Source organism: Bradyrhizobium sp. LCT2 (genome assembly GCF_009931255.1).
GTDB lineage: Bacteria > Pseudomonadota > Alphaproteobacteria > Rhizobiales > Xanthobacteraceae > Bradyrhizobium > Bradyrhizobium diazoefficiens.
Window position 1 is genome coordinate 3,012,557 of sequence record NZ_CP034432.1, and the last position, 15,158, is coordinate 3,027,714.

Here is a 15,158-nt window from a genome sequence, read left to right on the forward strand (position 1 = left end):
CCGCGAAGGCGGGGAATCCAGTATTCCAGGGACGGAAGTGGGATACGGAGACGCTGCGGCGTACTGGATGCCCCGCCGGAGCCTGTCATCGGGCTCGCCGAAGGCGAGACCCGGTGGCGGGGCATGACGGCTGTGGGGGAGGGAACAGCCTTGCACAAATCGCGTAGTGCTATGCGCTGCACTCTGAATGACGACCTTACGCCTTCAGCTCCGCCGTCGCCTGATCGAGCCACGCCTTCGTTGCCTCGTCCAGCGCCGGCCCTACCTCGGCCCGCACACGCGCGTGGTAGGCATTGAGCCAGTCGAGCTCGTCTTTGGTCAGCATGGCGACATCGATCAGCCGGCGGTCGATCGGTGCCAGGGTCAGCGTCTCGAACGCGTTCATCGGCTTCTCGGCGCCCTTGATGTCGGCGGCGACGACCAGCTCGAGGTTCTCGATGCGGATGCCGAAACCGTCGGTCTTGTAGTAGCCGGGCTCGTTGGAGAGGATCATGCCGCGCTTCAGCGGCGTGGTGCCGAGCTTCGAGATCCGCGCCGGCCCTTCGTGAACACTGAGATAGCTGCCGACGCCATGGCCGGTGCCGTGCTCGAAATCGACGCCGGCGGCCCAGAGATATTGCCGTGCCAGCGTGTCGAGCTGAGCGCCATTGGTGCCGTCGGGGAAGATCGCGCGCGCGATCGCGATGTGGCCGCGCAGCACGCGGGTGAAGCGGTCGCGCATCTCGCCCGTGGGCTCGCCGATCGCCATGGTGCGCGTCACGTCGGTGGTGCCGTCTTCATATTGCGCGCCGGAATCGATCAGCAGCAGGTCGCCGGGCGCGATGCGCCGGTTGCTCTTGCGGGTGACGCGGTAATGCACGATGGCGCCGTTCGGGCCGGTGCCCGATATTGTCGGGAACGACACGTCCTTCAGCGCGCCGGTGTCGCGGCGGAATGTCTCCAGCGCCTCCACCGCGTCGATCTCGGTGAGCTTGCCGCTGGGCGCCTCGCGATCGATGAAGGCGAGGAAACGCGCCAGCGCCACGGCATCGCGGCGATGCGCCGTCTGCGTGCCCTTGATCTCGGTCGCGTTCTTGACCGCCTTGAGCAGCGCAATCGGATCGCTGCCGCGCACCGGCTTGCCGCCGGCGCCGGCGATCAGCCGGCTCAGCGCGTCGGCCGCGGTGGCATTGTCGAGCGCGATCGCGGCGCCGCTCTTGGCCAGCGCCATCAGCGTCGGCGCCATCGCATCGGGCTCGCGCACGTCGGCCGATTGCTCGAGATGGTCGCGCGTCAGGTTGGAGAGCTTGCGGTGGTCGATGAAGATGGTCGGCCGGCCGTCCTTCGGCACCAGCGCGTAGGACAGCGGCAGCGGGGTATGCGCGACGTCGGCGCCGCGGATGTTGAAAGTCCAGGCCACCGCATGACTGTCCGACAGCACCAGCGCATCGGCGCCGAGCTTGGTGATCTCGCTTTTGATCTGCGCCAGCTTCTCGGCCTCGCCGATGCCGGCATGTTGCACTCCGTGCACGGCGACGGGAGCAAGCGGCGGCTGCGGCCGGTCGTGCCAGACCGCGTCCACCGGGTTGCTGTCGACCGCCACCAGCTCGGCGCCGGCCTTGGTGCAGGCGGCGGCGAGGCGCTCGGCTGCCGCAAAAGTGTGCAACCATGGGTCAAATCCGAGGCGGTCGCCGGCTTTCAGATGCGCCGACACCCAGCTCTCCGGCGGCGGGTCGATCAGCGATTCCACCGCCCAGGCCTTTGCGTCGACCTGCTTGGCCGCCTGGATCGTGTAGCGGCCGTCCACGAACAATGCGGCTTCGCGGGTCAGCACCACCGCCAGTCCCGCCGATCCGGTGAAGCCGGTCAGCCAGGCGAGCCGCTCTTCCGAGGGCGCCACATATTCATTCTGCTGCTGGTCGGCGCGCGGAATGACGAAGCCGGTCAGCTTGCGGCGGGCGAGTTCTTCGCGGAGCGCCGCAAGGCGCGCCGTCAATGCGACGCCGGCCTCGGGCTCTTCGAATGTCTGGAAGTGTGCTTCGAACATGGTGGACCACTTTAGGATTATGGGGATCGCTCCGCAATGTGGACGCATTCGCGGCGCATCTGGCATGGACTGTGCTTGAAAAAGTTCCGCTTGAGTCGAGTGGAGTAAAGGGATGCGGCCTTTGAGCTCCGTCCGGATAACAGGGAAATTCGAGCAAGTGTTTCTACTCAACGGCGAGGGGACACACGATGCCAGCGTTCACGTTTGAGAAGATTTCGCCGCCGGCCCGCCGGGCCCCGGCCGCAACCACACCGAAGAAGCCGCGCGGTCTCATCAGCCAGATGATCGACCGTTTCGCCGAGCGCCGCGCCCGGCGCACGCTGCAGGGCGAGCGCGCGATGCGCCGGGACGAGAAGCCGGCGGAGTAGGCGGTGTTTGTTCACCTCGCCCCGCTTGCGGGGAGAGGTCGGATTGCGAAGCAATCCGGGTGAGGGGGACTCTCCGCGAGTCCAGTTCTCACCGCCCCCGTGGAGACTCCCCCTCACCCCAACCCTCTCAGCGCGAGCGAAGCTCGTCGCGGCCCCGCATCCGCCTTCGCCACAGCTTCGGCGGACAAGAGCGGGGCGAGGGAGCACACCGCCGTCGCGGATGCTTGATCAGCTTACCCTACCTTCCGCAGCAGCAGGCTGCTCCACCCCTCGATCCGCAAATGCCGCAGCGGCACGAGGCCGCGTGCGCGATAGGCGGCGATCACGGCGGGGGCCTGGTGCGTCAGCAGGCCGGAGAGGATGACGCGCGCGCCGGGCGCCAGGTGCCGCGCCATCGGGCTCGCCAGGTGCCGCAGCGGATTGGCAAGGATGTTGGCCAGCACCAGGTCGAACGGGCCCGCCCGGGCAAAATCCGGCGCGGCGAAGCCGGTGGCGCGGATCACCCGCACATGGTGACCGACTTCGTTCAGCCGGCCGTTCTCGGCCGCCACCCGCACGGAGGGCGGGTCGATGTCGGAGGCAAGCACGGCGCGATGCAGTGCCTTCGCCGCCGCGATGGCCAGCACGCCGGTTCCGGTGCCGAGGTCGAGCACGTTGCTCGGGCGGGAACTCTTCAGGACATGGTCAAGCAGGAGTAAACAGCCGCGCGTGGTGCCGTGATGGCCGGTGCCGAAGGCGAGCGCCGCCTCGATCTCGATCTTGAGCTTGTTCGGCGCGACGCGGTCGCGGTCATGGCTGCCGTGCACGACGAAGCGTCCGGCCGGCACCGGGACGAGGTCTTCCAGGCTGGCCTTGACCCAGTCCTTGGCTTCGACGGTGTCGAAGGCAAGCGTGTCGGCGATCTCATTTCCTGCCGAATTTACAACGAGTTCGCGCAGCCAAGCCTGGTCCGGCGCATCCGCAAAATGCAGCGTGACGTCCCATTGTCCGTCCGGCCGTTCGAAGGCGGCGACCGCGGCATCGCCTTCGAAAAACACCTCGGTGAGCACGTCGACGACGCGCCGGGCCGCGGCCTCGCTGCCGATCGAAAAGCTGGCGCGATGGGTGGGGGAAGGCTGCATGCTAGGGTTCCGTCAGGTTCAATTTTTGGAACTTTTGTTCCCAATTTTCCGCATAACTTGCGGTTCCGGGATTAACCCGTCCGAAGGTTGCGCTCCGTAGATTTTCGGATGTTGGGGCGAACCAACGCAGCTTGAAATAGAAATGGAGGCGAGTCTTGACGCGCATGATTTTGAAGTTCTGGTCCAATGAATCCGGTGCGACCGCAATCGAGTACGGCCTTATCGCGGCCGGTATCGCGCTGGCGATCATCACCGTGGTGAACGGCCTGGGCACCACGATGAACGAAAAGTTCACTTCGATTAGCACCTCCTTGAAGTAATTTCCGCCTCCCATTTCCCAGCGGGGGCACCTTTCTTCGTAGGCAATGTCTGACTAGCGCCCGCTCGGGAATTGCTCCTAGCGGGCGAAGTCATTTTCCCGCGTGCGATTCCCGGCCGGTATCCACGGGTTGTCCGCCATTTGCCAGAGCGTTATCCACCGGCTCGTCCCGTCGTTGGCCAGCGGTTTTCCACCGCCTTTCCCCAGACTTGTGCCGATGGTCCGGTGCCGCCATCCTCTTCCCGGGCACACACCTCTCGACAGCCTGTCCACAGCCCATCCACAGACCTATCCACGGCTTCCGAACAGCGACCGGTGATCCCGCAGGATCGCTTGTGCCGCGTTGTGGCCGGGGGCGCCGGTGACGCCGCCGCCGGGATGGGCGCCGGAGCCGCAGTGATAGAGGCCTTTCAGGGGGCCGCGATAATCGGCATGGCCCAGCATCGGCCGTGCCGAGAACAGCTGGTTCAGCGTCAGCGCGCCGTGGAAGATGTCGCCGCCGAGGAGGCCGAACTGCCGTTCGAGATCCAGCGGCGAGAGAATCTGGCGGCCGAGCACGCTTGACGCAAAACCCGGCGCGTAGCTGTCCACCGTCGCGATCATGAGATCGGCGACCTCGTCGCGATGGTCGTCCCAGGATCTGCCGTCGGGAAGCTCCGGCGCGACGTGCTGGCAGAACAGGCTCGCGACATGCTTGCCTTCGGGCGCAAGCGTGTCGTCGAGCGTGGAGGGGATCAGCATCTCGACCACGGGTTCGCGGCTCCAGCCGTGCGCGCGCGCATCGAGAAAGGCCCGGTCCATGTAGCCGAGGCTCGGCGCCAGGATGATGCCCGAGGTGAGGTGATCGCCGTCATCCGGCAGCGCCGTGAAGGAGGGCAGGCGGTCCAGCGCCACGTTCATGCGGAAGGTGCCGGAGCCGTTCTTCCAGTGCCGGATGCGGGCGAGGAAGTCCTTCGGCAGGGCGTCGGCCGCGATCAGCCGCGTATAGAGCAGCTTTGGATTGACGTTGGCCGCGACGTATTTCGCCCGGATCGTCGCGCCGTTGTCCAGCACGACGCCGACGGCGCGGTCGCGTTCGACGATCACCTCGCGCACGCCGGCGTCCGTGTCGATCGCGACGCCCCGGCCCTGCGCGGCGCGCGCCATCGCCTGGGTGATCGCGCCCATGCCGCCGATGGCGTGGCCCCAGACGCCCTTCTTGCCGTTCACCTCGCCGAAGGCGTGATGCAGCATCACATAGGCCGAGCCGGCGGCGTAGGGGCTCGCATAATTGCCGACGATGGCATCGAAGCCGAACAGCGCCTTGACCAGATCGTGCTCGAAGCGCTCGTCAAGCATCTCGCCGGCCGAGCGGGTGAAGAGATCGAGCAGGCTGCGGCTTTGCTCCAGCGTGAGGCCGCGCAGGATGTTGGCGCTCTGCAATGCGTTCACGGCCTCGCGGATCGCGTTGGTGCCAAAACCGTCGAGCAGGTTCGGCGGCGCGCGCAGCACGAACTGCCGCAGCACGTCGGCGATGTCTTCCAGCTCGCGCGAGAAGCCGTCGAGTGCGTCCGCATCATGCGCGCTCAGCCGCGCGACTGACGCTTTTGTCCGTCCCTCGCCGGTGAGCAGATAGCTGCCGTCCGGCGCTGGCAGAAAATTCTGCGCCCGCCGTTCGACGATACGCAGGCCCTGCTCGGCAAGCCCGAGGTCGCGGATCACCTGCGGATTGAGCAGGCTCACGGTGTAGGCTGCGACAGAATTGCGGAAACCCGGATGAAACTCCTCCGTGACCGCCGCCCCGCCGACCACCTTGCGACGCTCGACCACGCGCACGCGCAGCCCCGCCATCGCGAGATAGGCCGCGCAGGTGAGGCCGTTATGGCCAGCGCCGATGATGACGACGTCGGTTTCGGTCATGGGAGCTTCTGAATGTTCCACAGTCATTCCGGGGCGATGCGACGGGACCGCGTAGCGCGGCCCGTCGCATCGAACCCGGAATCTCGAGATTCCCCGGTGCGCAACTGCGCACCCGTGGTCTGGTCCTTCGGACCATCCCGGAATGACATCTCTATATCAAGCATTCCTCGCTGCAACATCACGAGCCCCTTTATTGCCCGTTCAGGCGCCTTGTGCTCCATTGCGCCCCGTCCGGCGCCCGCCGGAGGAACTATCCGACGCGTCTTCTCGCGCGAACCGGTGCCCACTTCGCCGGAAAACGCTTTTGCCGGAGCTTTCATGGATTCGATCGTGCAACCCGCCGCCACGGAGCAGCCGTCGTCGTCGCGCAACCGGCTGCTGCTGGCGGTCTACACCGCGGCGATCTTCGTCAGCGCGCTGCTGCTGTTCTCGGTGCAGCCGCTGTTCACGAAGATGGTGCTGCCGCGTCTGGGCGGCTCGCCGGCGGTGTGGTCGGTCGCCATGGTGTTCTTCCAGTCGCTGCTGCTGGCGGGCTACGCCTATGCGCATCTGTTGATGCAGGTCCGGAACCGGATCGTTCCGGTGGTGGTGCATCTGGTGTTGCTGGCGCTGGCCTTCGCCACGCTGCCGCTCGGCATCGCCACCGCCTATGGCGAGCCGCCCGCGTCGGGCTATGCGGTCTGGCTGCTCGGCCTGTTCGTGGTCTCGATCGGACTGCCGTTCTTCGCGCTCGCCGCCAACAATCCGCTGCTGCAAGCCTGGTTCGTCCGCACCGGCCATCCCGCCGGACACGATCCCTATTTCCTCTATGCCTCCTCCAACATCGGCAGCTTCCTGGCGCTGTTGTCCTATCCGTTCCTGCTGGAGCCGATGTTCACGCTGCACACGCAGAACCGGTTCTGGACCGGCGGCTATGGCCTCCTGATTCTCCTGATCGCCGCCTGTGGCGTGCTGCTGCTGCGCTCGCCAAAACTGGCGGTGGTCGATGCGCGGACCGAGGAGATCAATGCGCCGGCCCCCGGCCTCGTGACGCGGCTGCGCTGGATCTTCCTCGCCGCGGTGCCGTCGGGACTGCTCATCGCCGTCACCGCGCACATCTCCACCGACGTCGCGGCGGCGCCGCTTCTGTGGGTGCTGCCGCTGTCGCTGTACTTGCTCACCTGGGTGGTGGTGTTCCAGTCGCGGCCGCTGCTGCCGCATAAATGGATGCTGATGCTCCAGCCGGTGGCGATCGCGGGCGTGGTCTTCCTGCTGGCCTTCGGGGGCGAACAGAATCTGCTGCTGACGCTCGGCGGTCATCAATTGTGCTTCTTCGTCATCGCCATGGCCTGTCACGGCGAATTGGCGCGGACCAGGCCGGCCGCCAAATATCTCACCGGCTTCTACGTCGCGCTGTCGTTCGGCGGCATGGTCGGCGGCCTCTTTGCTGGCCTCGTTGCTCCATTCACCTTCTCGTGGATCGCCGAATATCCGATCCTGATCGCGCTCGCGGCGCTGTGCCGCCCGTCCGCCAACGAGCGTCTTGCCGGCATCGTCAAATGGTACTGGCTGGCGCTCGCCGCGCTCGCGGTGGCGCTCGTTGCGCCGTCCTACACCACAGGCAGCCTTTCGACCTGGTTCGAGGACCACCGCGTCTGGGTCGCCGGCTCCGTCGGCGTGCTCGCCGCGCTGCTGGCATTGGCGCTCAATGCCGGCCGCTGGAAGATCTTTGCCACGGTTGCGCTCGCGCTGGCGTTGATCCGTGTCTATCCGGCGGATGAGGGCCGCGTCACCACCGTGCGCAGCTTCTTCGGCGTCCACAAGATCGTGGAGACGCCCGGCGGCTATTTCCACGTGCTGATGCACGGCACCACGATCCACGGCGCCGAGCGCTTCCGCAACAATGACGGCACGCCGGTCACCGGGCGGCCCGAGGCGATCACCTATTATCACAAGGACGGCGGCATCGGTCAGGCCATCACCGCGCTCCGCGAGCGCAAGGGCGCGCCGCTGAAGGTCGCCGCGATCGGCGTCGGATCGGGCACGCTCGCCTGTGCCGCCGAGCCAGGGGAGAGCTGGAAATTCTTCGAGATCGACCAGTCGATGGTCGATGCGGCGCGCGACCCGAAGAATTTCCGCTACATCTCGAGCTGTCTGCCGGACCTGAAGCCGGTGATCGGGGACGCACGCCTGACCTTCGCGAAGGAGCCGGACGGCGCCTATGACTTGATCATCGTCGATGCCTATTCGTCGGATGCGATCCCGATCCATCTTGCGACCGAGGAGGCGATGAAGATCTACAAGGACAAGCTCGCTCCGCACGGCGCCGTGGTGATGCACGTGTCCAACCGGCATCTCGATCTCGAAACCGTCGTGGTCGGCATCGCCGATGCCAACGATCTCAAGAGCTGGGTCTTCAACGAGGATTCCGGGCGGGATGCCGACTACATCTTCTCGACCGACGTCGTCATCTCCGCGCGCGAGGAGGCCGACGTCGGCAAGATCGCCTCGTCCAAGGTCTGGGAGCAGACCGAAGCCGACGACAGGGTGCGGGTCTGGACCGACGATTATTCCAACATTCTGGGCGCGCTGTACCGGCGCTTGAGGGATGGGGAGTAGGTTTTTGCGATGTCTCGTGCCCCGGACGCAGCGCAGCGCTTCTTCAGCGGTGCGCTGCAGAGCCGGGGCCCATCATTCCGGGTCCCGGCTCTGCAGAGCAGCGTTGCACGCTGCGCTGCGTCCGGGACACGAGACCGCTCAAGGCGCCACCGGCGTTCCCGCCGGCAGCGCAAGTCCCTTCTCGCCCGCAACCTGCCGCAACAGGTCGGGCCTATCCGAGATGATTCCGTCGACGCCGATCTCGATCATGCGCGTCATGTCCTCGGGCTTGTTGACCGTCCAGACCACGACGCGCAGCCCGAGCCCGTGAGCCTCCGAGACGAGGGCCGCAGTCACATCGCCGAAATAGGGCGACCAGATCGCGCCGCCCGCAGCCTTGATGGTTCGCGGCAGCGAGCCGCCGTGATCGGCGGGGCTGAAACCCACGGTCCAGTTGGTGGCCTTGTCCAGCACCACGGTCTGTCCTGAACCGCGCTGGAGCGTCAGGTACACGGTCGGAATGGTCGGTGCCTGCTGCTGGACGAGCTGCAGGGTCCTCCAGTCGAACGACTGGATCATGACGCGCTCGGAAAACTTCTCGGCCTCGATCAGCCCGAGCAGTTTGGTGACAAAACCTTGCGGGTCGAGGGATTCGTCCGGATGGTTCGGATCGATCTTGGTCTCGATGTTGAAGCGCACGCGATCGTTGCCGGATTTGCGCACCAGCGCGAACAGCTGCCTCAAGGTGGGAATGCGTGTCCCCGGGACGGCGCGCTGCTCGGGGAATTGCTTGGCGTAGGCACTGTCCGGACGGAGCTGGCCGACGTCATAGCTCCCGACCTCTTCGAGCCGCAGTCGTACGAAGGGCGTGCCGGGCGGAGCGACATAGGCGCCGTTCGCATCCCGTGCCAGATCGGGATTGAGCCCGCGTTCATGCGAGATGATGACCGCGCCATCGGCGGTGACGCCGACGTCGAGCTCCAGTGTGTCCACGCCCATCGACAGCGCGTTGGCGAAGGCCGGCAGGGTGTTTTCCGGTAGCAGCGCCCGCCCGCCGCGATGCGCCTCGAGATCCAAGGCCATGGCTTCTCCTGCTGTGAGAACCGAGAGCACGGTCAGGATCGTCGCGGCACGTGACGGCATCACAGTTCGCAGCCCAAGTGAAAGGACCAAGGGAAAGGAAAGCATATGAAATCTTCGCTTGTTTCGTCCAGTCCCGTGGTCGACAGGCGGTTGACGGAGGCCGTGGAAGGCCGAAACTGGCCCTCCAAAAAAAGGATCGGTCCGGGGACGATTCATATGCGGCTCATCTTCATCGCAACGATGGCGGTTCTCATGGTCGGGCAGGCGGCAGCCAAGGATGTGCTTTCGGGCGCGAGCCTCTATGCGGACGTCGCGCGCTACGAATCCTTCGGCCTGCACCGCTTCGGCTCGCCCGGCGACCGCGCGACGGCGGACTGGATTGCCGGCGAGATGAAGCAGGCCGGGTTCGAGGTCAGCTTCCAGCCCGTCGTGCTCGGCCGGCAATATGTCGTCGAGCAGGCCAGCGCCGAGGCGAGCGGCACGAGCATCGAGGCGACGCCATTCTGGTGGCCGCCGGAAGACAAGGCCAGCTTCCATCTGTCCGCGCTGCTTGCGCGCGACGGTGACGTTGCCGGCAAGATCCTCTGGCTGGAGCTGCCATTCGATCGCGGCGCCTATCTCGGCCCCGCCCATCGCGACGCGATCGCGGAAGCGGCGGCGAGGAAGCCGGCGCCATCCTGCTGACGATCGGCAATCCCGCGGACGATCGTTTCGCCTACAACGTCACGCAGGAGGATGCGCCCTGGCCGGTGCCGGTGATGGTGGTCGGTGCCAGGTCGCGCGCGACATTCGAGCGCGCAATCGCCTCGGGCGAACCCGTCACCTTCGACGTCAAAGGGCATTATGAGCGCGATGTCGCCGGCCGCAACGTGATCGCCGAGACCGGCGCCGGCCGCGGGCCGACCATCGTCGTCTCGACGCCGATGACCGGCTGGTACTCTTGCGTCTGCGAGCGTGGCCCCGGCATCGCCAACTTCCTCGCGCTGGCGCGCACCGTCGCTGCCGAAAAATGGCCGGCGCATCTCGTCTTCATCGCCACCGCAGGCCATGAAATCGGTCACGGCGGCATGGAGCTGTTCCTGAAGCACGGCGCGCCGGCGCCGAAGGACACGCTGGCGTGGATCCATTTCGGTTCGTCGAACGCGTGCTATGGCTTTGCGGAAGGCGCCCGCACCGAGCGGCCGGAGGAAGAGCGCTATCTCGTGCTGAGCAAATCCGCCGTTGCGCTGACGGACGAGGCCTTCGCCGGGGTCGCGGCAAAAAACGTCTGGTGACGGAGAAGCAGGCGGTCGGCGAGCTGCGCGACGTGCACGCGGCGGGCTATCCCAATTTCCTCGGCATGGCCGGCCGCCATCGCACGTTCCACACGCCGTCGGACGATCTCGGCGCGACCGGCCCCGAGATCCTCGAGCCGGTCGCCCGCGCTTTCGTCGATGCTGCGCGAAAGATCGTCGAACGCGGCGACGCCGCGTTCAGATAGCGTCAGTTCAGGTAGCGTCAGTTCTGATAGTAGTAGCCGCGCGGCTGGTAGTACTGGCGGGGCTGTGGCTGATAGTAGCCCTGCTGGCCGTAGCCCTGATTGTAATATTGCTGCGGCTGCTGCTGATAGACCTGCGCGTCATAGAGCGGGCGGCTGGCCGGACGCGGCGCCGGATAGCGCGCACCGGTGTCGCTGCCGTCGGCAGGGTAGATGTAATTGTCGTCCTGCGGCATGTAGCGGCGGGCGGGCTGCGCCGGCGGCGTCAGATTCACGGGATCGCCTGATGTGGCGTACTGCTCTTCCGCAGGCTGCGGTGCGCGTGCCACCGCATTGTTGGTGCGGCCGCGCGGATTGCGCGCCAGCGCCACCTGCGCCGAGCCGGTCAGCGTCACCGTGGTGTTGAGCACGCCCTGCTGCTGCACCAGCGCATAGAGCGTCGATGCGTTCTGGCGCGACAGCCGCACGCAGCCATGGGATGCCGGCGTGCCGAGACGGCCGACCGAGTCGGTGCCGTGAATGGCGTGCCCGACCTTGGTGAAAAAGATCGCGTGCGGCATCGGCGCGTCGTCGAATTCCTTGGAGTAGTGGTCCTCTTCCATGCGGAAGGTGCGGAACGCTCCGTTCGGCGTCTCGCGCGAGGGAATGCCCGTCGACACCGGCCAGTGATAGCGCGCGACGCCGTCGACGGCGACGGTCATCTGCTGATTGTCCTTGTCGATGGTGATTTCGACCTTGGCCTGCGCGGTGCCCGCGCTCAAAAGCAGCAGGGAGGTGAAAGTAATGAAAAACGAACGCATCTGAAAACGCATTTGAGTTCTGGCCTCCGGCCTGTTCACGCTAAGCGCCGCGGCTCTCCGTCCCCCGGCGTGCACTATGCCTGCAATCCGGCTTTCGTTCCAGCAGCCGGCCCGGCCATCGTTAACGTGATGCCTGATGTAAGCAAGGCCGCTTTGTGCCGCGCCGCCCGCGGCGATGCTGACATTTTCGCGAGCGGAGATGCGTTCACGACGCCGACAATTCGTCACAAAGGCGCAACCATTTGGCCGCTCCGGGCGTTGAACATGGCCTACCTGACAGGCGGTTTTCGCCGCCGTTGACCTCTTGTATTTCCCTTGGGCTCGAAGATGAACAAAGTCCGTATCGCCGCTGCGCAATTGCCGGCCGGTTTACCAGTCCGCCTGCTTTTCGCAGCCGCTGCCATCCTGCTCGCGCTGTTATCGCTGCCGCAAGCCGGCCATGCCCAGGGCATCGTGCGCGGTGCCCAGGAAGGCGCCCATGAAGGCAACCGCATTGCCGGCCCGGTGGGCGGTGTGGTCGGGGGCGCGGTCGGCGCCGGTGTCGGCGGCGCCGTGGGCGCGGTCGAGGGCGTGCTGGGCATTCCCCACCGTCACTACCGTCACTGCCGCGGGTATTATGACGGCTATCACCGCTTCCATTGCTATCGGTGATTGTCATTCCGGGGCGCGACGAAGTCGCGAGCCCGGAATCCATTCATCCACCAGCTCTGTCGCACAATGGATTCCGGGCTCGTGCTTCGCACGCCCCGGAATGACGACAGGGGTCAATTCTTCAGCCGGTACCCGGTGCGGAAAATCCACCAGATCGCGACCAGGCAGATCACCAGGAACGCCGTCGTCATGCAGATGCTGACGGCCACACTCACATCGGCGATCTCGTAGAAGCTCCAGCGGAAGCCGGAGATCAGATAGACGACCGGGTTGAGCAGCGCCACCGTGCGCCAGGTGGGTGGCAGCATGTCGATGGAATAGAAGCTGCCGCCGAGGAAGGTCAGCGGCGTCACCACCAGCATCGGGATCATCTGCAGCTTCTCGAACCCGTCGGCCCAGATGCCGATGATGAAGCCGAACAGGCTGAACGTCACCGCCGTCAGCACCAGGAAGGCCAGCATCCAGACCGGATGGTGGATATGCAATGGAACGAAGAGCCCGGCGGTGGCCAGGATGATCAGGCCGAGGATGATCGACTTGGTCGCGGCGGCGCCGACATAGCCGAGTACGATCTCGAAATAGGAGATCGGCGCCGACAGGATCTCGTAGATCGTGCCGGTGAATTTCGGGAAGTAGATGCCGAACGAGGCGTTGGCGATGCTCTGCGTCAGCACCGAGAGCATGATCAGGCCCGGCACGATGAAGGTGCCGTAGCTGACGCCCTCGACCTGGCTGATGCGCGAGCCGATCGCGGCGCCGAACACCACGAAATAGAGCGAGGTGGAGACCACCGGCGAGACGATGCTTTGCAGCAGCGTGCGCCAGGTGCGCGCCATTTCGAACAGATAGATGGCGCGGATGGCGCGGTGATTCATGACGTCCTCACGAGGTCGACGAAGATGTCCTCGAGCGACGATTGCGTCGTGTCGAGATCGTTGAAGCGGATGCCGGCGGTGCGGAGGTCGCTCAGCAGGCTGGTGATGCCGGTGCGCTCGCCCTTGGTGTCGTAGTCGTAGACCAGCGTCGCGCCGGAATCGCAGAGGTCGAGCTCGTAATGGCCAAGGCTCTCCGGCAGCGCGGAGATCTTGTTCTGCAAGTGCAGGGTCAGCCGCTTCTTGCCGAGCTTCTGCATCAAGGTCGCCTTGTCCTCGACCAGCACGATCTCGCCCTTGTTGATGACGCCGATGCGATCGGCCATCTCCTCGGCTTCCTCGATGTAGTGCGTGGTGAGGATGATGGTGACGCCGGACTGCTGGAGCGTGCGCACCACCTCCCACATGCCCTTGCGCAGCTCGACGTCGACGCCGGCGGTGGGCTCGTCCAGGAACAGGATCTGCGGCTCGTGCGACAGTGCCTTGGCGATCATCACGCGGCGCTTCATGCCGCCGGAGAGCGTGATGATCTTGCTGTCCTTCTTGTCCCACAGCGAGAGGTCCTTGAGCACCTTCTCGATATGGGCTGGGTTCTTCGGCTTGCCGAACAGGCCGCGGGAGAAGCTCACGGTCGCCCAGACGCTCTCGAAGGCGTCGGTGTGGAGTTCCTGCGGCACCAGGCCGATCAGCGAGCGCGCCTTGCGGTAGGAGGTCTGGATGTCCTCGCCGCCGACGAGAACGCGGCCCTCGCTCGGATTGGCGATGCCGCAGATGATCGAGATCAGCGTGGTCTTGCCGGCGCCGTTCGGCCCGAGCAGGGCGAAGATCTCGCCGCGCTTGATATCGAGATTGACGTTCTTGAGCGCCTTGAAGCCGGACCCATAGGTCTTCGACAAATTGGCGACGGAAATGATGGAAGACATGATGGCCGCAAGTCTGAGGGGGAAAGGCTGGGGAATGGAGCTGGAACCCGCCCGGGCGGGCCGGTCAGCGGTGCCCTGAGATAGGAATGCCATTGCCCGGTCGCAATTGGCCGGAGAAAAATGGTCTCAAAACAGGCCCTTCGGTGGCAGGTTTCGGGCAAGTGTTGCGCGATGGTCACGGCTTGCTGCTAAGATTGTCGCTCACGCGGCTCTTTGTTGCGTCTGCGAGCAGGCCGTGGCTACGATTCCGGCCAATCGCAAAGCGTATTGTCCCCAGGGAAACCATCGATGAGACCGAACGGCCGTCACACCGCCGGCGCCAGCCAATTGCCCGCCATCCGTGTGTGGGCGATGTGCCTGCTCCTGCTGTCAGCTGTCGCCATGAGCCCGACCACCGCAAGGGCGGCGCCGAGCCAGGCCGCGGCCGCGACCACGCATGTCTACCTGCTCCGTGGCGTGCTCAACATCTTCTCGCTCGGGCTCGACACCATCGGCGCCCGGCTCGAGGCGCAGGGCATCCCGGTGACGGTCGCGAACTTCGTCTCCTGGTCCTCACTCGCCAATGAAGCTGCGACCGCCTACAGGGCCGGCCGCATCAAGACAATCATCCTGGTCGGCCATTCCTCGGGCGCGACCGCGCTGCCGGACATGATCGCCAAGCTCAACCAGCTCGGCGTGCCCGTGAAGCTCGCGATCGGCCTCGATTCCGTGTTCAAGACCAGGCTCTCGACCGGCGCCGAACGCTACATCAACATCTATATCGGCGATGGTCCCGGCGAGCCGGTGCGGCCGGCGGCCGGCCTGCGCGGCAAGCTCGACAATGTCGACGTGCGCGGCACCGGCGTCGGCCACATCTCGATCGACAAGAACGAGGCGATCCAGCGCCGCGTGATCGCCGAGATCGACGCCGCGATCATGCGCTCGCGCGCGCCCGCGGCACCGGTTGCGGTCGAACCCGGTGCCCCCCGGCAGGCGCGCTCGGCAGCGGCGGCGGCGCCGCGGAACTGAGGAGCTTTGCGCGGCGAGCCGTGTTGTTCGACCG

General features: G+C 65.7%; 15 protein-coding genes. 8 read left to right on the plus strand and 7 right to left on the minus strand.

Going from position 1 to position 15,158, the window contains the following annotated elements:
- Positions 1-196: 196 nt before the first annotated feature.
- A complete protein-coding gene (locus tag EI171_RS14705; protein WP_161533702.1) occupies positions 197-2,026 on the minus strand; it encodes an aminopeptidase P family protein in 1,830 nt (609 codons plus the stop codon).
- A gap of 188 nt (positions 2,027-2,214) precedes the next feature.
- Here EI171_RS14705 and EI171_RS14710 point away from each other — a divergent pair, with 188 nt between their 5' ends.
- The gene (locus EI171_RS14710) at positions 2,215-2,394 is read left to right on the plus strand and encodes a hypothetical protein (RefSeq protein WP_028176235.1); all 180 of its coding nucleotides are present in this window, start codon (positions 2,215-2,217) and stop codon (positions 2,392-2,394) included.
- Positions 2,395-2,627: 233 nt separating this feature from the next.
- Here EI171_RS14710 and EI171_RS14715 read toward each other — a convergent pair whose 3' ends face one another.
- Positions 2,628-3,515 carry a 50S ribosomal protein L11 methyltransferase gene (locus EI171_RS14715; protein WP_011089328.1) on the minus strand — a complete coding sequence of 296 codons (888 nt, stop codon included), beginning with the start codon at positions 3,513-3,515 and terminating at the stop codon, positions 2,628-2,630.
- A 164-nt stretch (positions 3,516-3,679) separates the two neighbouring features.
- On the opposite strand from EI171_RS14715, the gene EI171_RS14720 reads away from it, so the two are divergent.
- Positions 3,680-3,835 carry a Flp family type IVb pilin gene (locus tag EI171_RS14720; protein ID WP_011089327.1) on the plus strand — a complete coding sequence of 52 codons (156 nt, stop codon included), beginning with the start codon at positions 3,680-3,682 and terminating at the stop codon, positions 3,833-3,835.
- Positions 3,836-4,122: 287 nt separating this feature from the next.
- Here the strand turns inward: EI171_RS14720 and EI171_RS14725 are convergent, their stop codons facing one another.
- Positions 4,123-5,733, minus strand: a complete 1,611-nt coding sequence (locus EI171_RS14725; RefSeq protein WP_161533703.1) for an NAD(P)/FAD-dependent oxidoreductase — start codon at positions 5,731-5,733, stop codon at positions 4,123-4,125.
- 318 nt (positions 5,734-6,051) lie between these two features.
- Between EI171_RS14725 and EI171_RS14730 the strand changes: the two genes are divergently transcribed.
- Positions 6,052-8,331 carry a spermidine synthase gene (locus tag EI171_RS14730; protein ID WP_161533704.1) on the plus strand — a complete coding sequence of 760 codons (2,280 nt, stop codon included), beginning with the start codon at positions 6,052-6,054 and terminating at the stop codon, positions 8,329-8,331.
- A gap of 138 nt (positions 8,332-8,469) precedes the next feature.
- Here EI171_RS14730 and EI171_RS14735 read toward each other — a convergent pair whose 3' ends face one another.
- Positions 8,470-9,453 (minus strand): glycerophosphodiester phosphodiesterase, encoded by a 984-nt coding sequence (locus EI171_RS14735; RefSeq protein WP_161533705.1) that lies wholly within the window; start codon positions 9,451-9,453, stop codon positions 8,470-8,472.
- A gap of 156 nt (positions 9,454-9,609) precedes the next feature.
- Between EI171_RS14735 and EI171_RS45670 the strand changes: the two genes are divergently transcribed.
- From EI171_RS45670 to EI171_RS45680, 3 genes are all read left to right on the plus strand, one after another.
- Complete coding sequence (locus EI171_RS45670) at positions 9,610-10,077, plus strand: hypothetical protein (protein ID WP_246740540.1); 468 nt, start codon at positions 9,610-9,612, stop codon at positions 10,075-10,077.
- A gap of 65 nt (positions 10,078-10,142) precedes the next feature.
- Positions 10,143-10,667, plus strand: coding sequence for a hypothetical protein (locus EI171_RS45675; RefSeq protein ID WP_246740541.1), 525 nt, complete (start codon positions 10,143-10,145; stop codon positions 10,665-10,667).
- Positions 10,664-10,873, plus strand: coding sequence for a hypothetical protein (locus EI171_RS45680; protein WP_246740542.1), 210 nt, complete (start codon positions 10,664-10,666; stop codon positions 10,871-10,873). Before EI171_RS45675 ends, EI171_RS45680 begins: the two co-directional genes overlap by 4 nt.
- A gap of 17 nt (positions 10,874-10,890) precedes the next feature.
- Here EI171_RS45680 and EI171_RS14745 read toward each other — a convergent pair whose 3' ends face one another.
- Positions 10,891-11,670, minus strand: coding sequence for a L,D-transpeptidase (locus EI171_RS14745; protein ID WP_038966441.1), 780 nt, complete (start codon positions 11,668-11,670; stop codon positions 10,891-10,893).
- Between the two features lie 327 nt (positions 11,671-11,997).
- Between EI171_RS14745 and EI171_RS14750 the strand changes: the two genes are divergently transcribed.
- A complete protein-coding gene (locus tag EI171_RS14750) occupies positions 11,998-12,321 on the plus strand; it encodes a hypothetical protein (protein WP_161533706.1) in 324 nt (107 codons plus the stop codon).
- A 113-nt stretch (positions 12,322-12,434) separates the two neighbouring features.
- Here EI171_RS14750 and EI171_RS14755 read toward each other — a convergent pair whose 3' ends face one another.
- Positions 12,435-13,196 (minus strand): ABC transporter permease, encoded by a 762-nt coding sequence (locus tag EI171_RS14755; RefSeq protein WP_011089319.1) that lies wholly within the window; start codon positions 13,194-13,196, stop codon positions 12,435-12,437.
- Positions 13,193-14,116: an ABC transporter ATP-binding protein gene (locus tag EI171_RS14760; protein WP_011089318.1), complete on the minus strand. Its 924-nt coding sequence runs from the start codon at positions 14,114-14,116 to the stop codon at positions 13,193-13,195. Before EI171_RS14760 ends, EI171_RS14755 begins: the two co-directional genes overlap by 4 nt.
- Before the next feature lie 288 nt (positions 14,117-14,404).
- Here EI171_RS14760 and EI171_RS14765 point away from each other — a divergent pair, with 288 nt between their 5' ends.
- Entirely contained in the window at positions 14,405-15,124 is a 720-nt protein-coding gene (locus tag EI171_RS14765; RefSeq protein ID WP_161533707.1) for a hypothetical protein, read from the plus strand.
- The last annotated feature ends 34 nt before the right edge of the window (positions 15,125-15,158 follow it).

Bases quoted from the DNA above. Each gene is read 5' to 3' on its own strand.
- EI171_RS14725 (WP_161533703.1), bottom strand. From the start codon at position 5,733: ATGACCGAAACCGACGTCGTCATCATCGGCGCTGGCCATAACGGCCTC.
- EI171_RS14730 (WP_161533704.1), top strand. From the start codon at position 6,052: ATGGATTCGATCGTGCAACCCGCCGCCACGGAGCAGCCGTCGTCGTCG.
- EI171_RS14705 (WP_161533702.1), bottom strand. From the start codon at position 2,026: ATGTTCGAAGCACACTTCCAGACATTCGAAGAGCCCGAGGCCGGCGTC.
- EI171_RS14720 (WP_011089327.1), top strand. From the start codon at position 3,680: ATGATTTTGAAGTTCTGGTCCAATGAATCCGGTGCGACCGCAATCGAG.
- EI171_RS45670 (WP_246740540.1), top strand. From the start codon at position 9,610: ATGCGGCTCATCTTCATCGCAACGATGGCGGTTCTCATGGTCGGGCAG.
- EI171_RS14745 (WP_038966441.1), bottom strand. From the start codon at position 11,670: ATGCGTTCGTTTTTCATTACTTTCACCTCCCTGCTGCTTTTGAGCGCG.
- EI171_RS14755 (WP_011089319.1), bottom strand. From the start codon at position 13,196: ATGAATCACCGCGCCATCCGCGCCATCTATCTGTTCGAAATGGCGCGC.
- EI171_RS14715 (WP_011089328.1), bottom strand. From the start codon at position 3,515: ATGCAGCCTTCCCCCACCCATCGCGCCAGCTTTTCGATCGGCAGCGAG.
- EI171_RS14760 (WP_011089318.1), bottom strand. From the start codon at position 14,116: ATGTCTTCCATCATTTCCGTCGCCAATTTGTCGAAGACCTATGGGTCC.
- EI171_RS14765 (WP_161533707.1), top strand. From the start codon at position 14,405: ATGAGACCGAACGGCCGTCACACCGCCGGCGCCAGCCAATTGCCCGCC.
- EI171_RS14735 (WP_161533705.1), bottom strand. From the start codon at position 9,453: ATGCCGTCACGTGCCGCGACGATCCTGACCGTGCTCTCGGTTCTCACA.
- EI171_RS14750 (WP_161533706.1), top strand. From the start codon at position 11,998: ATGAACAAAGTCCGTATCGCCGCTGCGCAATTGCCGGCCGGTTTACCA.
- EI171_RS14710 (WP_028176235.1), top strand. From the start codon at position 2,215: ATGCCAGCGTTCACGTTTGAGAAGATTTCGCCGCCGGCCCGCCGGGCC.